Here is a 23,438-nt window from a genome sequence, read left to right on the forward strand (position 1 = left end):
GCCCTAGAGCTTGACCCGCCCCATGATGATGTCGATGATCGGCTTTCCCGGCGGATAGGCGTTGGTCAGCGACGCCATCGTGTGCCCGTAGTCGACCAGCAGCGTGATCCCGCTGATGCCGAAGGCGGCGGCGCTGTTCAGGAACGCCATCACGTCGCCCATCTGCTCGGGCGTGTGCACTTTGGAGCCGGTCTCGTCGCGGTAGTCCTGCGCGAAGGTGAGCCACAGGTCGGCGTTGGACTGGGCCAGCGGCGTGTCGGTGGGACCCGGGCAGATCGCGTTGATCCGGATGCCCTTCTTCAGCAGCGGATAGCCCTGGGTCGCCACGTAGGCGTTGACGACCTTCTTGGAAAAGCCGTAGTGGATGATGCCTTCGGCCTCGTGCGCCTTGACCCACTCCTGGGCCGACGCGAAGTCCGGCGTGGCCAGGAACTCGGTCAGCAGGTCCAGGTCGTTCTCCCAGCCCATGCCGGCGACCGAGGAGATGAAGCAGATCGCCGAGCCGGAGGGCAGCTGGTTGCGCTCGAGCAGGCGCTCGATCAGATGCCGGTGGCCGAGGAAGTTGATAGCCATCAGGTCCGTCGTGCCGTCGGCGATGCCGGCCGCCGAGAACACGGCGTGGACCGGACCGTCGAGTTGCTCGAGCGCGGCATCGATGGACGCGGTGTCGCGCAGGTCCACCTGGATGGACTTGGCGACGTCATAGCTCACCGGTGCGTAATCCATCACGATGACTTCGGCGCCGAGCTCAGCCGCTGATTTGGCCGCCGCGGCGCCCATGCCAGTCGCGCCACCGACAACGAGAGCGCGCTTGCCGTCGTAGCGCAACCGATCGACAATGGTCATGGAAATCCCCTTCTCGGATAATGCCAACGCGGTTCTAACTGCTCAACTGTATGGGTAACAGTTATTTGGTTCAATACCCGGGTCGGGATTAAGTAGACGGGCTTACTTGCCGCGAACGGCGGCACCGCGCAAGACGGTGTCACGGGTGTGCACCAGCGCCGCCCGCTTCCCGACCGCACGCAGGATGTTCTCCGGTATCCACTGCAGCCCGATGACGCAGCGTGCCAGCATCGCGGCCGACGGAGTGTCGATGCGAATCTCGCCGGCGCGGATACCTTCGGAGAGCAGCGTTTTCATCTGCCGCAGCCGTGTTGGATACGACCAGCCCGGATTCGCGGTCGGCGGCGATTGCCGCATCCACGCCAGCTGGATCCGGAATTCGTCGGAGAATCGGTCCAGCGCGTTGACGTTGATCCAGCTCAGCGCATCCAGCTTCTCGATGGGCGTGGCATCCGAGCGCAGCACGCTGACCCACCCCGCCTCGACCTTCTGCCCGAACGATTCCATGATCGAGTCGAGAAGCTCGTCCTTGGATCCGATCACCCGATAGACGGTGCCGGTGCCAAGACCCGACGCCGACGCGATGTCACGGATCGTGGTGGCTTCATAGCCTTTGCGGCCGAATTCGGTACGGGCCACCGCACGGACATGGGCGGTCTTGTCGCTGGGGTCGGCGTCGCTGTCGTCGGCCCACGACTCGATGACGGCGCTGGCGGCCGCGAAGGCGTTGGAGCGATCCAGTGCCGAGTCGGTGGGGGGCCGGGCCGCCAGCCCTTGCAAGATGATTCGGCACAGCAGCTCGGCCACCTGGTCGGGTGCAGAGTTGTGCCGCATGACGTCGAGCCCGACCTGCAGCATGGTCTGAGAGATGCGATCGGCCAGTGTGGGTAGATCGATGTCGGGCTTGATGTAGCCGGTCCACCTGCCGGCGCGCAGCGTTTGCACCATGGCCTCTTGAACCGCCACGGACTGCTGCCGGGTCAGGTTCATCAATTCGGGGTCCGCGCTCGGGCCCTCGTAGAACGACATCTGCAGGGCGGCCCGATGGTGTACGGCGCAGTTGGCGACCGCCGACCCCAGCTCGATGATTTTCTCGGCAGCCGGCCGCGATCCGGCGTCGTCCAATCGCGCCTGGGCGTTTTCCCCGATGCGGTTCAGGTCGTCCTGATAGCGGCGGATCAGCTCGATCAGGATCGCTTCTTTGGATTCGAAATGGTGATACAGGCTTCCGGGCAGAATCCCCGCCGCGTCGGCGATCTCCTGCAACGAGGTTCGCAATCCCGAGGATGCGATCAAAGTGGCCGCGGTCTGCAGAATCTCGGTGCGGCGCGTCCCGGAGTCGTCGGCCTGATCCAGACGATCGGCCAGCGCCCGCTTGCCCTTAGCCAAGGTCTCGGCTTTGGCCATGGCTAACGGTGCGCACATCGAGAGGACTGCGACCGGGCAAACCTACGCATTCGTCCTCCTGCCGAACCAAATCTTTGTTAAAGGCTATCAGATTGCCCGATTCGAAACCGGCTCAAATGCGCTGCTAACAGCGGTGACAGAGCCATTCTAAAGCCCTAGAGCGCGGGACCGTCCCAACTGTCCACCGCAATCACCTCGTCGAGCGGCCGCCGCGGGGCGGGGGAGAAGTTGTGCCCGGACCGCAGCCTGCCCACCGGCAGCAGCGCGCCCTGGACGTAAGTCGGCGGGATCCCGAGCAATTGCCGCGCCTCGTCTTCATGGTGCAGGTGCAGGGTTGTCACGCAGGTGCCGTAGCCGCGGGTGTGCAAGGCCAGCTGAAAGTTCCACACCGCGGGGAAGATCGAACCGTACAAGGTTGCCAGGTGAAACGACTCGTCGCCGTCGATGCGCGGCAAGTAGGGCTGATAGCTTGGGATTACCAGCAGCGGCACCTTAGCCATGTTCTCGACCAGCCACTCTGTTGAAGACATCAGCCGGCCCTCTGGCGTGCCGCCCGGCAACATGTCGGCGAGCAACTGACCGCCGACCCGCTTCCGATAGGCATCGCGGTACAACTCGGCGATCTTTTCCCGCAGCGTCGGTCGGCGACTACCAGCCAACGCCAGGCCTGTGAATTCGAGCCGTTGGCGGCTTGCAGGCCGATGCGCAAGCACTCGCGAATATCCGCCAGGTCCACCGGCGCGTCGAGGTCGAGGGTCTTGCGCGCGGAACGGGTGGCGGTCAGCAGGTATTCGATATCCATCAGTGATCTCTCTTGGCAAGGCGCGCACCGAGTTCGGTCAGATATCCATCGGGTCCGCCGAGAAATGCGCTCCAGCTCAGCAGGCGCTTGAGGTAGAGATGCGCGTCGTGCTCCCAGGTGTAGCCGATACCGCCGAACACCTGGATGGCGGTGTCGCCCACGGTGGCCAGTCGACCGGCGAACGCCTTGGCCCGCAGCGCGGCAACATGGCGTTCGTCGGCCGGCACTTCGGCGTCCGCGGCCCACAACGCGTGCAGAACACCGCTGCGGGCCAGTTCGACCGTCTCGTACATATCGACGCACAGATGCTGAATCGCCTGAAACGATCCGATGATCTGACCGAATTGCTTTCTGACTTTTGCGTATTCGACGGCGAGGTGCATCACGGCCCGTGCCGCGCCGAGCGCGTCGGCGGCAGTGGCGATCAGCAGATCGTCGATCACCGCCGTCACGTCAGCCGGCGTAGCCGTAGCCAGCCGCTGGGCGGGGGTGCCGTCGAGCCGGACGCGAAACTGTTTACGGGTCGCATCGATACCGCGCTCGGGCTGCGCCCAGAACCCGGGGGAGTCGGTGTGCACAGCGAAAAGTGCGGTGCCCCTCGCATCTTCGGCCAGCATCAGCAGGACATCGGCAGCCGCGACATCGGCCACATCGCCGAGTTCGCCGCGCAGGACGACGCCGTCGCCGGCCGCGTCGACCGCGGCATTCTCGAAGCCCAGGAAGCTGACGGTGGCGATCGTCGTTCCCTCGGCGATGCCGGCCAGAATTGGTGCCGCACTGTCGTTATCGCAGATTCGTGTCAGCGCGCGCGGCGCGGCGACCGCAGTGGACAACCATGGACCCGGATGCAGCGCGGCGCCGAGTTCCTCGGCCACCACGCCGGCTTCGACCATCGTCATCCCGGCTCCGCCGTGCTCCTCCGGAACCAACAGCCCGGTGGTGCCGAGGTCGGCCAGGCCGCGCCAGACCGCGTCGTCGACTCCGGTCGGATCGTCGAGCAGCTCGCGCACGTGACCCGAAATCGGTGCCTTGTCAGCAAGAAAACGGCGCGTGGTGTCGCGCAGCGCGACTTGTTCGTCGGTGAGTTCGAGGTTCATTTGCGCGGCAATCCGAGTACGCGTTGCGCGGTGATGTTCTTGTTGATCTGTGTCGTGCCGCCCGCGATGGTCAGCGAGCGCGACGTGAGGCGGTAGTTCGCCCACGCGGGATTGCTGCCGTGGGTGCCCAGCACATCGAAGGCCAGCGCGGCCATGTCCTGTCCGATCTCCCCCCACACGGTCTTGGCGAGGCTGGCCGATCCGAACGCTGTTATTTCTGAACCGCCGTGCAGCGTCGCCGAGATCGAGCTCTGGCACAGCACCTCGAGATACTTGATGCGGACCGCGATTTCGCCGAGGCGCCGCAGCGTCACGGGATCTTGGAGTGCGTCGGTCTGCGCGGCCATGTCGTCGACGAGTTCTTCCAGCCGCGCCTGCATTTCGGCGTACAGCCGTGCGGCCCCGGCGCGCTCGTGGCTGAGCGTGGTGGTGGCCACCTGCCAACCGCCGTTCAGCGGTCCGAGCAATGCGTCGGCCGGCACCCGCACGTCGTGAAGGAACACCTCGGCGAAATCGGTGTCGCCGTTGAGTGTGACGAGCGGGCGGACCTCGATGCCCGGCAGCGACATGTCGACGATCAGACAGGAGATCCCCTGGTGCTTTGGGGCGTCGGGATCGGTGCGCACATACAGCTGGCACCAGTGCGCCCGATGCCCCAGCGAGGTCCAGATCTTCTGGCCGTTGACGACGAAGTCGTTCCCGTCTCGCACCGCCCGGGTGCGCAGCGATGCCAGATCGGATCCCGCTTCGGGTTCCGACATTCCCTGGCACCAGATGTCGTCGGCCCGCATCATCCGGCGCAACAGCGTCTTCTTCTGGTCTTCGGTGCCGTACTGCATGATCGCGGGGGCGATGTTGTTCATCCCAATGACGTTGAGCGGCATGGGAGCCCGCGCGCGGGTGGTCTCCTCAGTGTAGACGAGTTGCTCGAGAACCGTCGCCCCGCGGCCACCGTATTCGCGGGGCCAAGAGACGGCGGCCCATCCCGCGTCGGCCATCGTGCGGCTCCAGGCACGCATCATCTCGAATGTCGCGTCGTCGCGCCCCAGGTTCCGGCGGGCCGCCACCAATTCGTCGGTCAGGTTCGCGGACAGCCAGTCGCGCAGCTCGGCGCGGAACTGTTCGGGCTCCGGCGGATAGGAGAAGTCCACTTTTCCTTGACTCTGATCGTGGCTAACTGCGACTTAGCCGGACTTTACGGTGGAGCAATTTCTTGGTCAATGACGTCTATCGCGATTGCGGCTCGGGGAATGCGACCTCGGCGTTGTCCGGCATCGCGCTGACGCCGCGTCGCTCGCAGACTTCGAGCACCTCGTCGACGATCGAGCCGGGCACTGTGAATCGCTCGGTCGCCGACATTTGCTCGAGATGTGCCTCAATGTCTTCTGCCGTGGGTTCGCTCTCGGTGTCCGCCAGCCAGCCCTGGCTCAGTCCGACGAATATCCGCGCATACCGTCCGGCGGCGGCCGAATAATTGCGGTGGGTGAACGTGCAGGCGCGACTGGCGAGAAACGTCACCAACCCCACCACCAGCTCGGGCCGAATCGCCTGCATGAATCCGGATTCGGCGAGGAACTTCTCGTCACCGACCGTCTCGGTGACCATTCGCGAAAAGCCGGTGGGCATAACGGCATTCGCGAGTATTCCGTGCGCTTCGCCTTCGATCGCGATCACATTCGTCAACCCCACCAGACCGGCCTTGGCCGCGGCGTAGTGAGCCTCCATCGGCTGGCCGAAGATGCCGGCCGACGACGAGATGAACACGAACCGCCCGCCGCCGCTTTTCTTCATCACCCGATAGGCGGGCTGGGACAGGAAAAACGCGCCGTCCAGATGGACACGCAGCATTCGCGTCCACTCGTCGACCGACAGATCTTCGAATGCCACGCTGCCGAAAATGCCGGCATTGCTGACGACGGCGTCCAGGCGCCCGAATGTGTCAACGGCGGCATCGACGATCGCCTGGCCGCCCGCCGGGCTGTCCACCGAGTCGTAGGAGGCGACCGCGCGACCACCCGCTTGGGTGATCTCGTCGACCACGTCGTCCGCGATCTTCGTGTCGGCACCATCACCGTGCATCGAGCCGCCGAGGTCGTTAACAACCACCGCGGCGCCGCGGCGCGCCAGGTCCAGCGCGTAGAGGCGGCCGAGCCCGCGGCCGGCCCCGGTAACCGCAGCCACCTGGCCGGTGAAGTCAATCATGATGTGCTCCCGATTAACCGACGGCTGTTTGACTGGTGTGACGCCGGACTTTACGGTGGAACAGATATTTGGTCAACAAGTCGGAGGTTGCGTGGGGGACGACGCACGTGCCGAGCGATTGCAGGCGATGGGCATGCTCGCGTCCGCGCTGGCAGGGCGGGCCGTCGCGGTGTCCGAGTTAGCGCCTGGAGAACCGGCCTGGACGGATGGCCAGACGATTTATGTCGATGCCGCCGTGGGCGCGCGCAGCAGACTCGAGGCGGTAGCCGTCCAAGCGTCGATGATCGCCGCCGGCAGCCTGGCCCCCGACGTGGTGGGGTCGTTGGTTCGTCACCCGCGGCTGGCCAAGCGCTATCTGGCGATCGAAGGCCACCGCGCCCTGGTCGCCAATGCGCCTTTACTGCCAACCATTTTGGTTTGGTTGGGTAACACGGACGTCGCCGGTCGCAGCGCCTCACCCGCCGCGTCGCTGGAGATCGCGGGAAGCCGGGCGCCGCTTGACGACCCGGCACCCGCGTTCGGCGTGATCCGCGTGGCCAAGGTGATGGCCGCCTGCGCCCGCGCCACCAAACAAGAAGAACCTCCGCAACATGTCCCGCGCGGCCGCGGCGCACACGAGCTGGAAGAGCTCGACGATGGCGAGGTCGACGACACCGACAACCCGGATCTGTTCACCAGCCCGGTCGGGGGCGGCGGCTTCATTGGCAAGTGGCTGAAGAAGATGTTGTCCTCGGCGCGTAAGACCGGTAGCGGCGGTGGACCGCCGGGGGCCGATGCCCCGACGCATCGCACGAACTCCGCGAAGCGCGGTTTGCACGCCGTGTCGTCGCTGGCCTCGACCTCGAGCGAGGACATCAACGACTCCGAAGCCGCGGCGGACGGCGTGCGGTATCCGGAATGGGACGTCACCCGCGAGCGCTACCGGCCCGCCTGGTGCACGGTGCGCGAGGTCGAGCCGGAGATCAAAGCCTCGGCAACTCAAGCGATCGACGATGCCATTGGATTGCGACGACCGCTGTCGCGACTCGGCATGGGGCTGCACCGCCGCCGCCGTCAGTCGCAGGGCGACGACATCGACATCGACGCCGCGGTCGAAGCCCGCGTCGAGGTGCGGGCCGGATCGGTGCCCGACGAGTCGGTGTACCTCGACAGCTTGCGGCGCCGGCGCGACCTGTCGGTGTTGTTGCTTCTCGACGTGTCGGGGTCGGCGGCCGAGCCGGGAACAGTCGGGCGCACGGTGCACGAACAGCAGCGCGCTGCTGTTGCCAACCTGACCGTCGCATTGCACGATCTGGGTGACCGGGTCTGTCTCTACGCCTATTACTCGCAGGGCCGCTCGGCGGTAACCATGGTGCCCGTCAAGCGGTTCGACGACCATCTCGACGCCCGCATCATCCGGCGGCTGAACAGCCTTGAGCCCGGCGCCTATTCGCGGCTGGGCGCCGCTATCCGGCACGGCTCGTCGGTGCTGGAGACTCGCGGCGGTACCTCACGGCGGCTGCTGGTGGTGCTCTCCGACGGCCTGGCCTACGACCACGGATACGAGCGGGCCTACGGTGCCGCGGACGCGCGCCGCGCGCTGACCGAGGCGCGCCGGCAGGGGACCGGCTGCCTCTGCCTGACCATCGGTGCGGGCACGGATGTCGCATCGCTTCGGCGGGTGTTCGGCAGCACCGCGCACGCCACGATCGCGCGCCCGGATCAGCTCGGCGGCGTGATCGGGCCGCTGTTCCGCTCCGCGCTGCGCTCGGCCGAGGTTCGGCGGAGGGTGGGCGCCTGACCACGGCCAATCTGCGCTGATGTCATGTCCCCGAACGCGGTTCGTGTACGGGCATCGACTGCAAAGCCCCACGTGATCGCACTTGAAACAAACATCTGTTCCGGTTAGGCTGCAATGCATCGGCAGAAGGAACGTTATGACCAACGAGTCCGGGATCGTGTGCCGCAACGGTGCGAATCCTGACCCGGAACCCGGCACCGCGCGGGTACGGCCCTACTACCAGGCGGTCGGCGGCGAAGAGGCCATCTTCAAGGCCGCTTACCGCCAGGGTCTGGCGCTCGTGTTGAAAGGGCCGACCGGTTGCGGCAAGACCCGCTTCGTCGAGGCGATGGCCCACGAACTTGGCCGGCCGTTGATCACGGTTTCCTGTCACGACGACCTCACCACGGCGGACCTGGTCGGCCGTTATCTGCTGCGCGGCGACGAGACTGTGTGGGTGGACGGTCCGCTGACCCGGGCGGTCCGCGAGGGTGCGATCTGCTACCTGGACGAAGTCGTGGAAGCCCGCCAGGATACGACCGTGGTGCTGCACCCGCTCGCCGACCACCGGCGGCAGCTGCCGATCGAGCGGTTGGGCATCACGCTGGACGCGGCGCCCGGATTCGGTCTGGTGGTGTCCTACAACCCCGGCTACCAGAGCGTGCTCAAGGACCTCAAGGATTCAACGCGGCAGCGCATGGTCGCCATCGAATTCGGTTTTCCCGCAGCCGATGTCGAAGAGGGAATCGTCACGCACGAAGCGGGTGTGGATGCCGCGACCGCGGCCGAGCTGGTGCGTTTCGGTCAAGCCATCCGCCGCTTGGAAACCGGTGGCCTGCGCGAGGTCGCGTCGACCCGCGTTTTGATCGCGGCGGGCCGGCTGGTCGCCGAGGGCCTGACCAAGCAAGAGGCGGCGAAAGCCGCGATCGCCGGGCCGCTCACCGACGATATGGCGGTCGGCCGGGCGCTGGGCGAGATGGTCGAGGTCTACCTGGGCGAAGGCGCCTAGATGTTTGACGCTGCACGGCGACGCCGCTACGGTCTGAACAAATATTAGGTCAGCGATGGATCGTTGCGAGTGAGCGGGTCACCCGGGAGGTCAGATGTCCTACGAAAGCAGCGCTGAGCCGATCAAGGTCGGCTACTTGATGGACTTCACCCTGCCGCCGGGCTTTCCCGAGGATCTCTTCGCCTCCTTCACCCAGACTTTCGACCTCATATTCGAGGAGGCGATGGCCCAGGGCCTGATGGACCGTCCCGTGCAAATGATCTATCGCGAGGTGGAGGGTCTGCCCAAGGGTTCGGTGAAGGCGGTGATCGATGCGTATGGCGAGCTGGTCGACGAGGGCTGCCTGGTGGTCTTCGGGCCGCACATCACCGATAACTGCGTGCCGGTGCGGGAAGCGATCGAGGAACGATTCAAGGTGCCGGCCATCGCCGTGACCGGCACCGACGACTGGCTAGGCGAGTGGACCTTCGCCTTCCCGCAGGGATCGATGACCGATGAGCCGATCTTCCTGGCGGACCTCATCGCCAAACGCGGACTCGCCGAGATCGGAGTGCTGGTCGAGCAGAGCCTCATTGGCGAGAGCTACCTGAAGAACCTGCGAAGTGCCTGTCGGCGCAGGGGCATTCGCATCGTCGCCGAAGTCGCGATCGCGCAGACGGCTCAGGACATCAACGCCGCGGTCCAGACGCTCCATGAGGCAAAGGCCGAGGCGATCGTGCACCTGGGCTTCGGATTCGGAATCGTCTTCATCAACCCGGCCCTGGAGGCCCTTGGTTGGGACCCGCCCCGTTTCACCACCACCGCATGGCAGAACGCATGGGTTAACCCAATCATGTGGAACGCGTTTCTGGGCTGGACCGGTGTCGACCAGTACGACGAGGCGAACCAGATCGGCCAGGACTTCCTCGACAGCTACGCCAAGAAGTACAACGGCAGTCGCCCAGAGTTCTGCGTGACCGTCGTCAACCACGACGTCGCCGCCACCCTCGTGCGGGCCTTCACCGACGCTCACCCGTTGAGTCCGCGCGGCGTCAAGGAGGCGCTGGAGCGGGTCAAGATGATGCCCGCCGCCTCGGGCGCGCCCGGAACTCGTGTGTCGTTCGGCAAATGGACCCGTCGCGCCTGGATGGGCGCCGGCTACCTGGTGGCCCGGACTCTCGATGCCGACGGAATCAACTCACACCTGGTGGATCGCTTCGGAGAGGAAGACTGATGTCCACAGAACAGTCCACACCACTGACGACAAACGACAAACCCACGCAGCCGGGCGCAAAGCGGAGTTGGGGCGGCTGGATCGCCGGCGCCGCGCTGGCGGCGTTCGCGCTCTTCTTCATCGCGAATTGTCGTGTCGCTCTTGACCCGCGCGTCGCCAATCCAAATGTGCAGGGCCGGCCGCGGCCGGTGAAGTTCATCTTCGGCCTGGACTACATCACCTTCCTGCATATCTCAACGTGCATCATGCTGCTGGTGCTGCTGGTGGTGTTCATCCGGGGCTGGCGCCGCAACCCGGGCAGCCCGGTCATGCTGATGTTCCTGTGCACCACGTTGATCGTGTGGCAGGACCCGATCATGAACTGGTCGCCGTTCGCGGTGTACAACCCCGACCTCATTCACTGGCCGGAGTCCTGGCCGTTGGTATCGCTGTCGCCGACCGTCGAGCCGTTCGTCGTATTCGGCTACGTCACTTTCTATTTCGGTCCGTACTTCCCGGCGATCTGGATCCTGCGCAAACTGCAGGCTAAATACGGGCCGCAATCGTTCGTGTCGCGACATCCGTTGTGGAGCCTGGGCCTGCTGGCCTGTGTGATCGGCTTCGTCTTCGACGCATGGCTGGAGATCCAGCTCGTGCACGCCGGCATGTACATCTACTCCCAGGTGATTCCCTGGGGCTCGGTCTTCACCGGCACCACGTTCCAGTTCCCGCTGATCTGGGAGTCGTTCTCGGTCACCTTTGTGATGGTGCCCGCCGCGATCCTCTGCTATCGCGATGACACCGGAAAGTCGGTGGCCGAGAAGCTGACTGCGAAGGCCAAGATCCTGCCCAGACGTCCGGTGCTCGGCACTTTCCTGGTGATGTTCGCCATCATGAACGTGTCGTACTTCGCTTACGGCGCCTGGTTCTGGGCCATCAAGGTTAGCCATGCGGCGACATCGGTCGCCTGCCCGTGGCCGTATCCAGAAGCTAAAGTTTATGACCCGCAAGGATTTTACGAGAAGGCGGGCGCTCAGGGCCCCTACTCGGTCGGCATCTGGTCGACCTGGGCGAGCGGCGAGCCGAACGGCCGGCCTCACCTAGACCCGCCGCCGGGCCAGGGCGCCTGCGCGACCGCGAGCAAGAATGGCTGAACCACACGCGGTTGTGATCACCGGCGCGTCTCGCGGGCTGGGATTCGCCTCGGCCGTGCGCCTCTATCGCGAGGGGTGGCGGGTGGTCGCGGCGATGCGTACACCCGACCTTGGACTTCGGCTGCTGCGGCAGGCGACTGGAGCCACCGACGATGACGACCGGCTGATCGGTGTGCAGCTCGATCTCACCGACTCCGTGTCGATTTCCCTGGCCGCCAAGGCACTCGAGGAAGCCATCGGCGCACCGTACGCGCTGGTGCACAACGCCGGGATCTCCGCGGCCGGAATGGTGGAGGAGACGGATATGGCGCTGTGGCAGCGCATGTTCGCCACCAGCGTGCTGGGACCGGTCGAACTCACCAAGGCCCTGTTGCCGTCCATGCGCGCGGCGGGTCAGGGCCGCATTGTGCTGGTCGCCAGCACGGCCGGGGTGCGCGGCCAGCCGGCCACCGCGCCCTATTCGGCGGCCAAGGGCGCGTTGGAGCGCTGGGGCGAGTCGATGGCATGCGAGATCGCGCCCTTCGGTCTGGGTGTCACCGTCTTGGTGTCCGGCACCTACGACACCGAAATCATCACCGACGCGGGCACCGTCGATGATCGCAATTTCGAGGGCCCTTACGCCCGACTGCACAACACCATGAACAGCCGCGGACGGTTCGCGATGAAGATGGCTCGGCCCCCCGAACGCTTCACCGACGGACTGGTCAGGGCGCTGGCTGACGAGGCGCCGTTCCGCCGCCGCGGTGTCGGGCCGGATGCGTCAATGTTGCTGACATTCAACCGGATTCTGCCGTCTTCAGGAATGCACCACATGTCGCGGATCGTCTTGGGCATACCCAAACAGGGTTCGATGCGGGGTGGGGCATGGCCGTTGACTCTCACCCAGAAGGTGATGGCGCTTGCCGCACGCGTTCTTCCGCAGCCGGTGCTGCAGCGCTTGGCGGCGCTGGCGGCGAAGCGCCAACAGGGGAGTGAGGGAAAATAATGGAACAGCTATTCGACGACCTGGAGGATTTCGGCTCCTTCGACGACGCGATATCCGGTGACGTGCGTGACCCGTACACCGAATTGGCGCGGATACGCAACGAGGAACCCGTGCAGCGACTTGAGACGTCCGGCGCGCTTCCGCACGAGGAATCGCTGCCGATGTTCATCGTGTATCGGCACGAGGACATCCAGCAGATGCTGCGCGACAACGAGACTTTCTCGTCGTCGGCGGTGATTGCCGCGTTCGGTCCCGTACTCGGTGAAGGCGTGATGCTCGGTATGGACGAGCCCATCCACGGGCGGCTGCGTTCCTTGGTCTCCAAGGCGTTCACGCAGAAGTCTTTGGCACGCTGGCAGGACGAGTTGGTCGGGCGGGTAGCGAATGGCCTGATCGACAAGTTCGCACCCAATGGCAAGGCAGATCTGGTGAAGGAGTTCACCTTTGACTACCCGAGCCAGATCATCGCCGGGCTGCTTGGCTTGCCGGAACAGGACTTCCCGCAGTTCCAGAGATGGTCGATTTCGCTGCTGAGTTGGCTGATGAACCCCGAACGCGGCCTGGCGGCCTCGGCTGCCCTGTGCGAATACTTCGCGCCGATCCTGCAGGCCCGCAGGGCCGAGCCGAAGGATGACTTGATCAGCGCGCTCGCGGCGGCCGAGATCGACGGGCAAAAGCTCGCGGATGAAGAGATTTTCTCGTTCCTACGGTTGCTGCTGCCCGCCGGCGTCGAGACGACCTATCGGTCGCTGGGCAGCCTGCTGCTGGCGCTGCTGTCAGATCCCGCGCAGTTGGCGGCCATCCGTGCCGACCGGTCACTGCTGCCGCAGGCTATCGAGGAGGGGGTGCGCTGGGAATCACCGCTGTTGACCATTACCCGGGTGGCGACGCGCGACACCGAACTCGGTGGCGTGGCCATCCCGGCCGGGGCGACGGTGATGCCGATGCTCGGTTCGGCAAATCGGCAAGAAGAGCGATATCCCGACCCGAACACGTTCGACATTCACCGCGAGGCTCGGGCAAATCTGGGCTGGGGGCACGGCGTGCACGTCTGCCTCGGCATGCACCTGGCGCGGCTCGAGATGCGGACCGCGATCAACCTTTTGTTGGACCGGCTGCCGAATCTCCGGCTGGATCCCGACGGGAACGACCCACACATCCGTGGACAGGTATTCCGGTCGCCGACGTCGGTACCGGTGCTGTTCGATGCCCAGAAGTAGGGCGGCCATGGCGCCAATCGCACGTGCGGTAATCGCACGTCACGCCCATTTTCGTGGCTGCCTGCGCGTTGCATGTTGCCAATCGGCTAGTTTCCAGTAAGGCTCTCCGTTGGGACGAGTCACACGAGAACGAGTTTGAAGAGAGCTGAACAAATATGGCTGACACTGTAAAGGTCCGGTTCGAGCCGAAGATGATGATCGACGGGAAGCTCGTCGATGGCCAGGCCGGCACCTTCACCAACATCAACCCGGCGACCGAGGAGCCCCTCGGTGAGGTCGCCGACGCCTCGAAGGAAGACATGCTCCGGGCCATCGACGCCGCCCGGCGGGCCTTCGACGAGAGCGACTGGTCGACCAATCGCGAGTTGCGTAAGCGCTCCCTGTTGCAGCTGCACGACGCGATCGAGGAGGAGAAGGAAGAGCTGCGCGAGGAGCTCATCCTCGAAGTTGGTTCGCCCCGGGCCATCACGTTCGGGCCTCAGTTGGATGCCCCGCTGGCCGACGGACTGAAGTACCCGGCCAGGTTGATCGACGAGTACGCCTGGGAAACCGATCTCGGCGATCGAGTCATCAGCCTCACCGGTGCGAACACCTCCATCAAGGTTTGGCGGGAGCCGGTGGGCGTGGTCGGCGCCATCGTGCCGTGGAACTTCCCGTTCGAGGTCACTCTCAACAAGCTCGGCCAGGCACTGGGAACGGGCAACACCGTCGTGCTCAAGCCGGCGCCCAACACCCCGTTCAACGCGACCCGGCTGGGCCGGCTGATCGCCGAGAAAACCGATATCCCCGCCGGCGTGGTCAACGTCGTCACCGCGTCGGATCACTTTGTGGGCGAAGAGCTTACGCTGTCACCCAAGGTCGACCTGATTTCGTTCACCGGGTCTACGGTGGTCGGCAAGCGGATTATGGAAAAGGGCGCGGCCACCATGAAGCGGCTGTTCCTCGAACTCGGCGGCAAGTCGGCCACCATCGTTTTGGAGGACGCCGACTTCGGGTTGGCCTGCGCGATCGGCATCGCCCCGTGCATGCACGCCGGGCAGGGTTGCGCGAACCCCACCCGGATGCTGTTGCCCCGGTCTCGTTACGAGGAGGGTGTGGCGATCCTCAAGGGCATCTATGAGAACGTCACATGCGGTGACCCGCAGGACGCGGGAACGCTGTGCGGCCCGGTGATCTCGGAGAAGCAGCGCGATCGCGTGATGGGCTACATCCGCAAGGGTGTCGAGGAGGGCGCCACGGCACTCGTCGGCGGCCCCGATGCGCCCACCGGTTTCGACAAGGGATACTTCGTCAGGCCAACGCTTTTCACCAACGTCGACAACAAGATGACCATCGCCCAAGAGGAGATCTTCGGCCCGGTGTTGTCGGTCATCCCGTTCGACGACGAAGAGGACGCGATCCGAATCGCCAACGACAGCGTCTACGGCTTGGCCGGCAACGTGATGTCGGGATCGCTGGAGCATTCGCTGGCGGTGGCCCGCAGGATCAAGGCCGGCTTCATGGGCGTCAACGGCGGCGCTCCGTATGGCGCCGACGCACCATTCGGCGGATACAAGGACAGCGGGGTGGGCCGCCAGAACGGCGTGGCCGGGTTCGACCAGTACACCGAGATCAAGACGGTCGGTTATCCCGTCGGCTAGACCGTAAAGTGCTGTGACCCAGCACTTTACGGTCTAGCCTGCCGGGCCGTCATGCAGCTGCTGCCGAGTTCGCGCACCCGGCTCCTAGTTCAGCGGCAATGATGACTGCAGTCGTTCGGCGGTCAGCCTGCGCAGCTGTGCGAAATCACCGGTGTGGCCCAGCAATCGCAGTGCGCTCTCGGCGATGACCCAAGGGTGATCGGGCGGGCAGACACCGTCGTCCAAGCGTTGGTTGATGACTGACTCAACCAAACGAAACGGCAGGTCATCAGTTTCTGGCGGCCCGTTGCTCTCGGCGACGACGGCGCCCGAGAGCTCGCGGTAGCGGGCCCGCAGCGCGCTGCGGCGCCGACGGAATGTGCCGAAACGGCCGGCGCGCAGCTCCGGAAGTAGATAGAGGGCACCGAGATTCCATCGGCTGCCGCACAATTGAGAAGTATCACCGACCACCAGGGCGTGCAGCCGCGGTGCGCCCGGTCCGGCCTCGCCAAGTAGTTCCCTCGCCAGCCGCAGCGACTCGTCCACGGTACCGGTGAGCAACGCGTCAATGATGTCGTCCTTGGTGGTGAAGTAGTGATAGAGCGACGCCTGCCTGATGCCGACGGCTTCCGCGATGCGTCGCGTCGAGGTGGAGGCATACCCGACTGTCGTGAACAATTCGGCGGCCGCGTCAAGAATTTCGTCCCTGGCGGTCAGTTCCGGCCGATGCGATACCACCAGTCTGGGACGCCCACGCCTGTCATTGCGCATGCCACATTCTCCCAACCCGGTGAAAATTTGGCAGCCGGATGCAGATATTTCTATCATGTGATAGAAAATCAGGGATCGCGCTCATGCAATCGAATTGCAAGTGGACAGCCGCGCCGCCAGATAAGGAGACCGCGATGAGCACACCCGCGAGCACCGATTCGACCGGCGGTGCCAGATTGCACGCGCGTGCCCAGGCGCAGCAAGCGACGATGCGAATACCGACGACCCCGCCGGACATCGAGTGCTCGCGGCTGTTTTGGGCCGAGTCGATTCCGGTGAACGGTTACGCCACCAAGGTCCTCGCCAGGGGCAGCCGCGTCCGGCTGGCCGACCCCGACGGTGGCGCGTGCGCACATGTGCTGCTGTATCGCGCCGAGGCGCCCTGGGAGCGGTTGAATGTCGCCGACACCATGAAGGTGCCGTGGCATGCCTACCTACGCGCGGGCCATCCGCTGCTATCCGATCAGGGCCGGCTGCTGGCAACTGTGGTTGCCGACTCCTCGGGCCGCCACGACATGCTGTGCGGGCCCACGCAGGCCGGACGTCAGCTGTTGCAGTTAGGCGCCATCAAGCACGGCCTCGACATACGGGACGTGGCGGCGTCGGCATCGTTCTTCCAGGGCGTTCACGTCGATCCTGGTTGCGGCGCACTCGAATTCACGGGTTCCACCGGCCCTGGGGCGGCAATCGATCTCTTGATTCACCTGCCGGTGGTGCTGATACTCGTCAACGCCGCTCACCCACTAGACCCAGATCCGTCGGTTACCGCGCTGGATGTCCTGGGTTGGAAAGCGGGCGAGGAGCTGACAGCGCCGGTCAATGACGATCCCGAATACCTGCGTGCATTGTTCAATAGCGACGCGGCCTGGTTGGCGGCCACCGGATCGGAGGTCGCCCGATGACAACCACTGTGCAGTCGAAGATCGTCGTTGACGAGATCGTGGCGCCCTGCGCGCCCTGGTCGGCGATCGTCCATGCCGGCCAACAGCTGGAAATCGTTGACCTGGAAGGAAATCAGGCGGTGGATTGCCTGCTGTACGCCGCCGATGACCACACCCAGCGTTACAGCGCTCAAGCCACGGTGGCGGCGCAACGCAACATCTACTTGACCACTGGCTCGGTGCTGCGCACCGCGGACGGCACCGCGTTGATGGAGGTCGTCGCCGATGATGTCGGCAATCACGACACACTTGCGGGAGCCTGTTCGCAAGAATCGAACACATTGCGCTACGGCCATCACACCGTGCACCAACACGCCTGTGCCGAGAACTTCCTGATCGAAGGCGCTAAATGGGGCCTGGGCAAGCGCGACATCGTCCCAAACATCAACTGGTTCATGAACGTTCCAGTCGAAGCAGACGGCACGCTGGGTATCGTCGACGGCTTGTCAGCGCCTGGCAAGAGCCTCACCGTCCGTGCGGTGATCGACACGCTGGTGTTGGTGTCGAACTGTCCGCAGATCAACAATCCGTGCAACGGCTTCAACCCGACACCCGTACGAATGGTGATTTCGCGTCCGTGACACACATCGAGGTGCTGCGGTCCGGCATGCTGACCACCGTGCAGGACTGGCCCGGACGTACCGGGTTTTGGCATGTCGGTGTGCCGCCCTCCGGTCCGATGGACGACCTGTCGTTCCGGATCGGAAACCGGGTAATCGGAAACCCCGAGGGGGCGGCGGGCCTGGAATGTACCAAAGCCGGTCCATCGCTGCGCTTTTCAACAGCGACGTGGGTGTGTGTGACGGGGGCCGCGGCGCCGGTCACCATCGACGGGAATCCGGCTCCGCAATGGCGGTCGGTGTGCGTGCCCGCGGGGGGTGTGCTGGATATCGGCATGGTCACTGGGCCCGGTATGCGGTGCTATGTCCTTGTTGCAGGCGGCATTTGTGCATCGGAGTATCTGGGCAGCGCCGCGACATTCACGCTGGGTGCCTTTGGTGGTCACCAAGGGCGCTCGCTGCGGGACGGGGACGAACTGAGCGCCGCCGGCGGGCCAGAGGTGACGAACGGCGAACGCCACAACGCCACGCGCGCTCCCAATGAGACCCAGCCCAGTATCGGCAACCGATGGGAGCTGGCGGTGACCGAGGGCCCGCACGCGGCGCCCGAGTTCTTCACCCGCTCCGACATCCACGAACTGATCAGCACCGATTACACCGTGCACTTCAACTCCGACCGAACCGGCGTTCGCTTGGTCGGCCCGAAACCACAGTGGGCTCGTCTCGACGGGGGCGAGGCGGGCCTGCACCCGTCGAACATCCACGACACCGCGTACTGCATTGGAGCATTGGATTTCACCGGCGATACACCGATCCTGCTGGGGCCCGACGGACCCAGCCTCGGTGGGTTCGTGTGCCCGGTGACGGTGGTGAACGGCGACCGGTGGAAGCTCGGCCAGATGGCGCCTGGGGACGCCGTGCGGTTCGTGCCGGTGCGAGCCGATCGGGCACCGTCATTGCGGTCGCTTGCTACGTGCAGACGGGCGTCACTGCCGCTGGTCATCTCGACATCCGGTGACCGCGACGACGGTGTGCTTCAGCGCTACACGGCCGGCGACGGTACCGCTGTTACATTGCGGCGCGCCGGCGACGGCGGGGTACTCGTCGAATACGGCCTGATGGCACTGGATTTGGCGATGCGGGCACGGGTTCAAGTGCTCTATGAACAGATCCGGGCGCGCAACGTCACCGGTGTGCTGGAACTGACCCCCGGGGTGCGGTCACTACAGATCCAATTCGCTCCCGATCAGCTGTCCTGTGCCGAAGTGACTGAACTGGTGGCCGAAGTGGACGAATCTCTCCCGCCATGGCACGAGCTCGTAGTATCGAGTCGGTCGGTTCGGCTACCCCTGTCGTGGGACGATCCGGCCACCCACGAGGCGATCCAGCGATACATGCACGGTGTGCGTGCCGACGCGCCGTGGTGTCCGTGGAACATCGAATTCACCAGGCGCATCAACGGTCTGGATGACCACTCGCAGGTGCACGACATCGTCTTCGACGCCAACTACCTGGTTCTGGGGCTGGGGGATGTTTACCTGGGCGCACCGGTGGCCACGCCGTTGGATCCTCGGCATCGGCTGGTGACAACGAAGTACAACCCTGCGCGCACCTGGACACCGCAGAACGCCGTTGGCATCGGTGGCGCATACCTCTGCGTTTATGGGATGGAGGGGCCCGGCGGTTACCAGCTCGTGGGACGCACCACCCAGGTGTGGAACCATCGTCATCCCGACGAAGCCGCCTCGTTCGAGCCCGGAACACCTTGGCTACTGAGGTATTTCGACCAAATCAGCTTCTTTCCGGTGGGCGCCGAGGAACTCTTGGAACTGCGCGCGGACATGTCTGCCGGACGCGGCCAGGTCGACATCACCAGCGGTGAGTTCTCGCTGGCTGACTATCGCCATTTTCTCAAAGACAACGACGACAGCATCGCCGAGTTCCGCCGGCGGCAAGCTATGGCGTTCAACGCCGAACGCGAAGCTTGGCACCTCGCCGGGGAATTCAACCGGGCCTCCTGAAGGGAATCGATCGAAACCATGAGCGTGTGGATCTGCCGACGTCCGGACGCCGAGCTTGTCACGGAGCTGGCCCAAAGCCGTTCGAGCCGAGGAACACTGGCAGGGATGCGGTTGGCGGTCAAGGACAATATCGATGTGCAAGGCTTGCCCACCACCGCCGCCTGTCCCGAGTTCGCATATCAGCCTGACCGTGATGCACCGGCGGTGGCGGCGCTGAGGGCGGCCGGCGGGGTGGTGATCGGCAAGACCAATCTCGACCAGTTCGCTACCGGGCTGGTGGGGACGCGTTCGCCGTATGGCGTTGTGCCCGATAGTCGACGGCCAAGCCATGTCAGCGGTGGCTCCAGTTCGGGCTCCGCCGTCGCGGTCGCCTGCCAGGAGGCAGATATCGGGGTCGGCACCGATACGGCTGGTTCTGGCCGGGTGCCCGCAGCATTGCAGGGCCTGGTGGCAATCAAACCGACGGTTGGTGTCATCAGCACCGACGGCGTCGTGCCGGCATGCGAATCATACGACTGTCTAACGGTATTCGCGCGCGAGATGGCTTTGGCCAATCGTGCCATGGCGGTGATGGCAGCGGGTGCGCCGGGACGAAGTTGGCCGGCGGATACCCGGCTGGCGGCGCCGCCGAACCCGGTTGTCGCCGTGCCCAATGAGCTCCCCGAGCTGGACGAGCACTGGCGTGCGGCGTTCGAGAACGCTGCCGCCGCACTGGCAGACGCGGGCGCACGCATCCGTGCCATCGACATGACACCGTTCTTGGCGGCGGCCCGGCTTCTTTACGATGGCGCACTTGTCAGCGAAAGATATGATGCCGTAGGGGAATTCATCGACCATCATCCCGACGCATCGCTTGATTCGGCGGTCCAGCGGATTATTGGCGGCGCCCGCGACATCCCTGCTCATCGGCTGCTTCAAGACCGTCGGGAAGTCCAGCGGCTGTACCGCCGCGCCATGGCATCGTTAGACGGGGCCGACGCGCTGTTGGTGCCGACCGCCCCGATGCATCCGTCGATAGCCGAAGTTGCGGCAGACCCGATCGGGGTCAATGCACGAATGGGGACCTACACCAACTTCTGCAATCTCTTCGACATGTGTGCGGTCGCCGTACCCGCGGGTACGGCGGGCGAAGCGCAGTTCGGCGTGACGGTGCTGGGGCGGGCCTTCGACGATGCCGTGGCGCTGGACATCGCGGCAAGTTTGACTGGCGACGCGTTGTCAGAAGCTAGCTGGCCGTTGGCCGTTGCCCGCAACGTCGAGCTGGTGGTCTTCGGTGCACATTTGCGTGCCGGCCCGCTGGCGCACCAGCTCACTGACCTCGGTGCCAGTTTCGCCGGTGCGGCGACTACCGCGCCGCGCTACCGGATGGCAGTGCTGGATGGCGACCTGCCCAAGCCGGCGGTGACCCGAACACCCGACGGAACAGTCGGCACGGCGCTGACGGGGCACCGTTGGCTGCTTTCGCCGGCCGCGCTCGGTACGTTCCTGGCTGCGCTGCCGGCGCCGATGCAGCTCGGCAAGGTCGAACTGGCCGACGGCACCTGGTGCACCGCGTTCGGCTGCGACGCAGCGGTCGCCGCTGCCGGCACCGACATCAGTGGCTACGGCGGCTGGGCCGCGGCGATCGAGGCAGGCGCGGTCGGTTAGACCGGCCGCTGTCGACGCCCGTGCGACCAGGGCGTCGCGTGTGCGCTTAGCGCCGACTCCGTCGGCGTGTCGGCACCCAACGCGCACACACTCATCGCCGGCAGTGCGTCAACGAATTAGCAAGCCCCACCGTGCGGGATCGGTGTGACCACTGTGACGCCCGGTCCGCGCACATCTCCGATACCACCCCGGCACTAGGCCGCCCAACCCCTTGGTTGACAATCGAGGCAAGACCGGAGTCAAAGGAGACATCACCATGCCTGAAGCTGTCATCGTCGAAGCCGTGCGCTCGCCAATCGGCAAGCGCAACGGCGGACTATCCGGGGTGCACCCCGCCGAGCTGTCCGCGCAGGTGCTCAACGGACTGGTTACCAGGGCCGGTATCGATCCCGTAATCGTTGACGACGTTATCTGGGGCTGCGTGATGCAGGCCGGCGAGCAAGCCCTCGACATCGGCCGCACCGCGCTGCTGACCGCGGGGTGGCCGGAGACCGTCCCGGGCGTGACCGTCGATCGCCAGTGCGGATCCAGCCAGCAGTCCATCCACTTCGCCGCGGCCGGCGTGGTGGCCGGCCACTACGACGTGGTCGTCGCCGGCGGCGTGGAGTCGATGTCGCGCACCCCGATGGGGGCCTCACTGGCCAACGGCGGCCGGCCCTACCCCGAGGAATTCATCTCCCGCTACGACGGCAAGATTCCCAACCAGGGCCTGGGCGCCGAGATGATCGCCGAGCAGTGGGGACTCGACCGTACGGCGCTCGACCAGTTCTCCCTCGATTCCCACGAAAAGGCCGCTACTGCACAGGATTCCGGCGCTTTTGACGACCAGATCGTGGGCATCAAGGATTCCGACGGCAACGTCGTGCTCAAGGACGAAGGCATCCGCCGCGGCACGCCGATGGAGAAGATGGCCTCGTTGAAGCCGGCGTTCAAGGAGGACGGCGTGATCCACGCTGGCAACTCCTCGCAGATCTCCGACGGCGCGGCCGCGCTGCTGTTCATGTCCGCGGAGAAGGCCAAGGACCTGGGGCTCAAGCCAATTGCCAAGGTGCACACCGCAACCCTGGCCGGAGCCGACCCGGTCATCATGCTGACCGCGCCCATCCCGGCCACCCAGAAAGTGCTGCAGCGGTCCGGGCTGAGCATCGACGACATCGGTGCGTACGAGGTCAACGAGGCGTTCGCGCCGGTTCCGCTCGCCTGGCTGAAAGACATCGGCGCCGACGAGACGAAGCTCAACCCCAACGGCGGCGCGATCGCACTCGGCCACCCACTCGGCGGCTCCGGGGCGCGGATCATGACCACGCTGCTGTACCACATGCGGGACAAGGGAATTCGCTACGGCCTGCAGACGATGTGTGAGGGTGGTGGCCAGGCCAACGCCACCATTGTGGAGCTGCTGTGACGGACGCTGACGGCGCCGCACCGGCGGTGCTGGTCGAGCGCCGGGGCAACGTGATGGTGATAACCATCAACCGGCCCGAAGCGCGCAACGCGATCAACGCAGCCGTCAGCATCGGCGTCGGGGATGCGCTGGAAGAAGCGCAGCACGACGCGGACGTGCGGGCAGTGGTGATCACCGGCTCCGGCGACAAATCGTTTTGCGCCGGAGCCGATCTCAAGGCGATCGCTCGCCGGGAGAACTTGTATCACCCCGACCACGCCGACTGGGGCTTTGCCGGTTACGTGCGCCACTTCATCGACAAGCCCACCATCGCCGCGGTCAACGGCACCGCGCTGGGTGGCGGCACCGAGCTGGCGCTGGCCAGCGACCTGATCGTCGCCCACGAGCTGGCCAAATTCGGTCTGCCCGAGGTCAAACGCGGATTGATCGCCGCTGCCGGCGGTGTCTTTCGCATCGTCGATCAGCTGCCCCGCAAGGTGGCGATGGAACTGCTGTTGACCGGTGAACCGATGACGGCGTCCGACGCCTGGGAATGGGGCCTGGTCAACCAGGTCGTCAAGGAAGGCTCCGTGCTGGACGCCGCGCTGGCGATGGCGGCCCGCGTCACCGTGAACGCGCCGCTGTCGGTGCAGGCCAGCAAGCGCATCGCTACTGGCGTCGACGACGGCTTGATCACCGGCGACGAGGTGGGCTGGGAGCGCACCGTGCACGAGATGCGCACCCTGATCAGATCCGAGGACGCCAAGGAAGGGCCATTGGCGTTCGCCGAGAAGCGGGAGCCGGTCTGGAAGGCGCGTTAGC

19 protein-coding genes and 1 pseudogene are annotated in these 23,438 nt (G+C 65.2%); 13 read left to right on the plus strand and 7 right to left on the minus strand.

The features are described 5' to 3' along the window. Positions 1-3 precede the first annotated feature (3 nt). The 6 genes and pseudogenes from H7K34_RS05445 to H7K34_RS05470 form a co-directional block, all read right to left on the minus strand. Positions 4-846, minus strand: coding sequence for an SDR family oxidoreductase (locus H7K34_RS05445; protein WP_264060777.1), 843 nt, complete (start codon positions 844-846; stop codon positions 4-6). Between the two features lie 102 nt (positions 847-948). Further along, positions 949-2,253 (minus strand): TetR/AcrR family transcriptional regulator, encoded by a 1,305-nt coding sequence (locus H7K34_RS05450; RefSeq protein WP_372510699.1) that lies wholly within the window; start codon positions 2,251-2,253, stop codon positions 949-951. Positions 2,254-2,408: 155 nt separating this feature from the next. Then, positions 2,409-3,055, minus strand: a pseudogene (locus H7K34_RS05455) (nitroreductase family protein). After that, positions 3,055-4,152: an acyl-CoA dehydrogenase family protein gene (locus H7K34_RS05460; RefSeq protein WP_264060779.1), complete on the minus strand. Its 1,098-nt coding sequence runs from the start codon at positions 4,150-4,152 to the stop codon at positions 3,055-3,057. Before H7K34_RS05460 ends, H7K34_RS05455 begins: the two are co-directional and overlap by 1 nt. Continuing rightward, positions 4,149-5,303: an acyl-CoA dehydrogenase family protein gene (locus H7K34_RS05465; RefSeq protein ID WP_264060780.1), complete on the minus strand. Its 1,155-nt coding sequence runs from the start codon at positions 5,301-5,303 to the stop codon at positions 4,149-4,151. The genes H7K34_RS05460 and H7K34_RS05465 overlap by 4 nt, the downstream gene beginning before the upstream one ends. A 76-nt stretch (positions 5,304-5,379) precedes the next feature. Continuing rightward, positions 5,380-6,354: an SDR family NAD(P)-dependent oxidoreductase gene (locus H7K34_RS05470; protein ID WP_264060782.1), complete on the minus strand. Its 975-nt coding sequence runs from the start codon at positions 6,352-6,354 to the stop codon at positions 5,380-5,382. 91 nt (positions 6,355-6,445) lie between these two features. Between H7K34_RS05470 and H7K34_RS05475 the strand changes: the two genes are divergently transcribed. From H7K34_RS05475 to H7K34_RS05505, 7 genes are all read left to right on the plus strand, one after another. Further along, positions 6,446-8,134, plus strand: a complete 1,689-nt coding sequence (locus H7K34_RS05475) for a nitric oxide reductase activation protein NorD (RefSeq protein ID WP_264060783.1) — start codon at positions 6,446-6,448, stop codon at positions 8,132-8,134. A 136-nt stretch (positions 8,135-8,270) separates the two neighbouring features. Further along, positions 8,271-9,122: a CbbQ/NirQ/NorQ/GpvN family protein gene (locus H7K34_RS05480; RefSeq protein ID WP_264060784.1), complete on the plus strand. Its 852-nt coding sequence runs from the start codon at positions 8,271-8,273 to the stop codon at positions 9,120-9,122. A 94-nt stretch (positions 9,123-9,216) separates the two neighbouring features. Then, positions 9,217-10,335 (plus strand): ABC transporter substrate-binding protein, encoded by a 1,119-nt coding sequence (locus tag H7K34_RS05485; RefSeq protein WP_264060785.1) that lies wholly within the window; start codon positions 9,217-9,219, stop codon positions 10,333-10,335. Then, positions 10,335-11,468 carry a spirocyclase AveC family protein gene (locus H7K34_RS05490; protein WP_264060786.1) on the plus strand — a complete coding sequence of 378 codons (1,134 nt, stop codon included), beginning with the start codon at positions 10,335-10,337 and terminating at the stop codon, positions 11,466-11,468. The genes H7K34_RS05485 and H7K34_RS05490 overlap by 1 nt, the downstream gene beginning before the upstream one ends. Beyond that, on the plus strand, positions 11,461-12,453 hold the full coding sequence (locus H7K34_RS05495; protein ID WP_264060787.1) for an SDR family oxidoreductase: 993 nt from the start codon (positions 11,461-11,463) through the stop codon (positions 12,451-12,453). The genes H7K34_RS05490 and H7K34_RS05495 overlap by 8 nt, the downstream gene beginning before the upstream one ends. Then, entirely contained in the window at positions 12,453-13,673 is a 1,221-nt protein-coding gene (locus tag H7K34_RS05500) for a cytochrome P450 (protein ID WP_264060789.1), read from the plus strand. The genes H7K34_RS05495 and H7K34_RS05500 overlap by 1 nt, the downstream gene beginning before the upstream one ends. Before the next feature lie 155 nt (positions 13,674-13,828). Next, a complete protein-coding gene (locus H7K34_RS05505) occupies positions 13,829-15,313 on the plus strand; it encodes an aldehyde dehydrogenase family protein (protein WP_264060790.1) in 1,485 nt (494 codons plus the stop codon). 84 nt (positions 15,314-15,397) lie between these two features. On the opposite strand, the gene H7K34_RS05510 is transcribed toward H7K34_RS05505, so the two are convergent. Further along, a complete protein-coding gene (locus H7K34_RS05510) occupies positions 15,398-16,063 on the minus strand; it encodes a TetR/AcrR family transcriptional regulator (protein WP_264060791.1) in 666 nt (221 codons plus the stop codon). A 134-nt stretch (positions 16,064-16,197) separates the two neighbouring features. Here H7K34_RS05510 and H7K34_RS05515 point away from each other — a divergent pair, with 134 nt between their 5' ends. The 6 genes from H7K34_RS05515 to H7K34_RS05540 all read left to right on the plus strand — a co-directional run bounded on the left by H7K34_RS05515 (position 16,198) and on the right by H7K34_RS05540 (position 23,437). Further along, entirely contained in the window at positions 16,198-16,965 is a 768-nt protein-coding gene (locus H7K34_RS05515) for an urea carboxylase-associated family protein (protein WP_264060792.1), read from the plus strand. After that, a complete protein-coding gene (locus H7K34_RS05520) occupies positions 16,962-17,585 on the plus strand; it encodes an urea amidolyase associated protein UAAP2 (RefSeq protein WP_264060793.1) in 624 nt (207 codons plus the stop codon). The genes H7K34_RS05515 and H7K34_RS05520 overlap by 4 nt, the downstream gene beginning before the upstream one ends. A 26-nt stretch (positions 17,586-17,611) precedes the next feature. Continuing rightward, positions 17,612-19,585 carry a 5-oxoprolinase/urea amidolyase family protein gene (locus tag H7K34_RS05525; RefSeq protein ID WP_372510700.1) on the plus strand — a complete coding sequence of 658 codons (1,974 nt, stop codon included), beginning with the start codon at positions 17,612-17,614 and terminating at the stop codon, positions 19,583-19,585. An 18-nt stretch (positions 19,586-19,603) separates the two neighbouring features. Further along, positions 19,604-21,232, plus strand: coding sequence for an allophanate hydrolase (gene atzF, locus H7K34_RS05530; RefSeq protein ID WP_264060795.1), 1,629 nt, complete (start codon positions 19,604-19,606; stop codon positions 21,230-21,232). Between the two features lie 256 nt (positions 21,233-21,488). Then, positions 21,489-22,637, plus strand: coding sequence for a thiolase family protein (locus H7K34_RS05535; RefSeq protein WP_264060796.1), 1,149 nt, complete (start codon positions 21,489-21,491; stop codon positions 22,635-22,637). Then, positions 22,634-23,437: a crotonase/enoyl-CoA hydratase family protein gene (locus H7K34_RS05540; protein WP_264060797.1), complete on the plus strand. Its 804-nt coding sequence runs from the start codon at positions 22,634-22,636 to the stop codon at positions 23,435-23,437. Before H7K34_RS05535 ends, H7K34_RS05540 begins: the two co-directional genes overlap by 4 nt. Position 23,438 lies beyond the last annotated feature (1 nt).

This window comes from Mycobacterium montefiorense (assembly GCF_025823255.1).
GTDB classification, from domain to species: Bacteria; Actinomycetota; Actinomycetes; order Mycobacteriales; family Mycobacteriaceae; genus Mycobacterium; species Mycobacterium montefiorense.